The 3,671-nt window shown below is 67.4% G+C and carries 1 protein-coding gene; it reads right to left on the bottom strand.

The window, feature by feature from the left end:
• The coding region (locus HMPREF1137_RS05735; protein WP_007589900.1) for a S8 family serine peptidase at positions 1-3,516 on the bottom strand (3,516 nt) is incomplete at its 3' end.
• Between the last annotated feature and the right edge of the window lie 155 nt (positions 3,517-3,671).

Raw genomic sequence — 3,671 nt, 5'->3', positions numbered from 1 at the left:
GGTACGCATGTATCCGCGTGCATCGAAACGATAGGTGGCTCCATCAATGAGCGCCACACCGTTGGTCGGGTAGGTGCCATCGGCGTAGCGGTACCACCAGCCGACCGAATCGCTGATCCACTGGCCCCCCTGCGGGGCAGGTGCCGGGGTCGGAGCGGGCGCCGGATCGCCCTGGAGGCGCACCTCCTGCTTGGCGGGGTTCACGCCCCAGTCCCAGGCGAAGAGGTACGGGGTCACCGGGGCCTCGTCTGTGCGTCCCTGCTGCGCCCAGGCGGCCTTCAGCTCCGAGACGGGCACGTCGAAGTGGTAGCGGTGCGTGCCGTCGGCCAGGACCTCACCGTCGTCCTCGACGAGCTTGCGGTAGTACCACGTGCCGTCGGCGTCCTCGTGGAAGTCGATGCCGGCCACGGGGGAAGCGTCGGTGACGTCGAAAGACACCGTGCGGGCGTCGCCCTCGCCGCTCACCGTCAGGTTGGAGATGACCGGGGCCTGCGTGTCCAGCGTGAACTCGTAGCTCATCTGGTGCTTCTGCGAGGACGGACCGTCCGTCGCAGCCTCGATCGTCAGCGTGTAGGCGCCGTCGGGCAGCTCATTGCCGGACTGGTCGTAGCCGTCGAAGAACGGTTCCTCACCGGCGAACTCGCCCGGCTTCGTCCAGCCGGTCTCGAGGTCGTAGAGGGACTTGCGCACGCGGTTGATCGTGTAGGAACGCACGGACTCCCCCGCGGAGTTCCGGTAGGTGAGAGTCATCGACGGGACGGAGCGCAGCATGCCGGTCAACGGTGCGATCTTGTCGGGGGCTCCCGCCCACTTGGCGCGCGAGGTGATGAGGCGCTGCGTGTTGATCGCGGTGACCAGGTTCGAGTCCTGCTTGTCCGACAGCGGGTTCAGCCCGCCCAGCGGGATGGAGGAGTGGGCGTTGACCAGAGCCGAGCGGTAGACGTGCACGGGCGTCGTCTCGTTGTCCGACCACTTGCCATCGAAGACGTTCGGGGCTCCCCACAAGCCGTAGAAGCCCAGGTAGGGCACGGTCAGGCTCGGGGTCCCGTCCTCGCTTGTGAAGGTCACGGCGCCGTCGATAAAGGTTCCCTTGGGGGCGTTCTCCGAGGCAAAGGCCGCGAACTCGGACTCGGGGGTCACGGTGACGGTCACGGTGGCGTTCGACTTAGCGGGGACCGTGATCTGCTGGGCGTCCCCGGCCTCGGCCACGCCGTCACCGGAGAAGGTCAGCGAGATACCCGCGCCCGCCCAGTTCTGCGAGTGCTCGAGGAAGAGGCCCTCCTCGACCATCTCGGAGAGCGCCTGACCGCCGAGGGTGTAGGTGTGGGCAGCGTCGGAGAGGTTGGTCAGCTGCACCTGGAAGGTCCACCCCTTCGTCCCGTCGCCGAGGTCAGCTTTGGGTCGGGAGGGATCGGCGGCGCCGACGACGGTCGGGTAGACGGTCGCGGTGGTCGCTGCGAGCGCGTCGACAGCGCCCGCGCCGACCCTGCGCGGCGAGTAGTAGGTGCCGTCGCCCAGCTCAACGTCGATGAGCGGGTGCGCGGTGCCCATGAGGAGGTTGGTGACGACCGCGTTCTTCTGCTCGGCACTCATTCCGGAGAAGGCGGGATCGCTCGCGAGGCGCTCGCGCACGAGGGCACTAATACCCGCGACCTGCGGGGATGCCATCGAGGTGCCCGACAGGCGCTGATACTCGTTGCCGAGGTAGGCCGACATGATGTCGCCGCCGGGGGCAGCGATCTCAGGCTTGAGGGTCAGGTCGGGAGCCACGCCCCACGCCGAAAACTCCGAGGCCGTCGGGTTGTTCGAGGCCAGCACGATGCCGGAGTGCGTGACGGTCACGGTGACGTCGGTTCCGTTGGCGCTAGCCAGGGCCTCGCGGATCGCCTCGCCGTCACGCTTGGTGATGGTCACCGTCGGCATCGACGTGGTCGAGCCGAGGATCGCCTGATAGGGCGTGCCGGCCTCGTCCGTGTCGGCGACCATGAGGGCCGCGGGTGCAGGCGAGAGAGCCGTCAGGTTGCGCGCCTTGAGCTCCTCGGTCATGGCCGAGCCGTCGCGGGAGTCCGTACCACCCTTGTCCTCAAGGACGATCACGCCTGAGAGGTCGGCGCCCGCGTACTGCTCGAGCCGGTCGGTGCCGCCAGCGCCGGCGTCGACGATGCGGTAAGTCTTCTCAGCGATGTCGCGCAGACCGCCCACGGCCTCGCCCTGGCCGTTGAGGGCGGTACGGTAGGCAATCTTACGATCGCCCAGGCTCACGTATGACAGGGCCTCCTGGTTGTCGACGGAGGCAACAGCCAGGGTGGACTTGTAGGAGGCGGGTTCGCCGAGCGTACCCGTGTCGGGGTCGGTCGCGAACGGCTTATTCTGGCCGGAGTTGTTGCCGTAGGCGTTGGAGAAGGCGTTGCCACCCGCCGCGTTGACGGTAATGCCAGCGGCGGCGAGCTTCTCGTACACACCAGCGAAGACGCTGCCCGCGTCACTGCTCATGCCGGAGTCATCGCCCAGGGACAGGTTGATGACGTCGGGCTTGATGATGAGCGCGTCATCGAGGGCTGCGAGCAGCGCACTGTCGGGCATCGAGCCGTCCTCGTCCGAGGCGACCTTGGCGACGACGATCTGCGCGTGAGGCGCAGTGCCCTGCAGGACGTCCGCGTTGGCGGCCGCGATCGCGGTGACGTGCGTGCCGTGGGACAGGTCCTTTTCGGAATGGGGGACGACGTCGGCATCGTTGTCCGCGTAGTCGTAGGCGAAGGGGATCTTGCTGTTGACGTACGTGCCGGCTCCGCCGTGGGGGAGCTTGCCCGCGAAGGCCTGCACGTCGGCCTGGCTCATGCGCACGTTGACGCCGTCCATCGAGCCGGCGAAGGCGTCGTGGTCGGTCTGCAGGCCGGAGTCAATGACTTCGATGACCTGACGATCGCCCTTGAGGGCGACCTCGTTCGCACGCGTCATCGCCAGGGACGAGGCGTTCTTGAGGACGGGTGCACCGCTCCCCTGCTCCTCAGTCTCCATCGGCTTGTGGACGCCCTCGATGAAGGCGGTCTTGACGCCCTCGACCTTCTGAATCGCGGAGAGAGCGGAGCCGGGCGCCTCGACGGCGAAGCCGACGAAAGCGTTGGTGTACTCGCGCACGGTCGTGACCTGTGCGCCGGGAACGACTCCCGCGACAGCGGAGGCGATGCCGGCTTTCACATCGTCGCGCCTGACCTGCGTGGAGCCACCGGCTGTTCCACCCTCCAGCTGGACGATGATCGTCGTCGGGGTGTCGTCGGCCGCCTCCTGCGCGGACGAGGCGTCGGGCAGGGTCACTCCCCCGGCCTCGGCCTGGCGGATGGACAGCAGTGCGTCCTCGACTCGCGTCCCCGACTGCGCGTCCTTCGACGAGGCGTGGGTGGGGTTGGCGGGGAGGACACCGCCCGGCTGGGGGCTCGCTGCGAGCGCCGGGACGCTCACGCCGGTCAGGGCTAGGGCTGCGGCGAGCGCGAGTGCCGGGGTGGAGTGATGGGACATCAATGGCTCACTTACGTATCGACGAGTGACGATCAAAAGCGCGTCCGTCTGACGCGCCGTCCCATTATGCGTAAGTTCTTCCAGTTGTGCAGTATGCATGTCCGATAGATGGCTCAGTGTCCACGCACTGACATTTTGTGCATGCCTGAATATAA

Origin of the sequence: Actinomyces sp. ICM39, from assembly GCF_000282935.1 — a bacterium.
Taxonomy (GTDB): Bacteria; Actinomycetota; Actinomycetes; order Actinomycetales; family Actinomycetaceae; genus Pauljensenia; species Pauljensenia odontolytica_B.
Note: the sequence above shows the minus strand (reverse complement) of the source record. Positions and strands in the feature narration are given on the sequence as shown.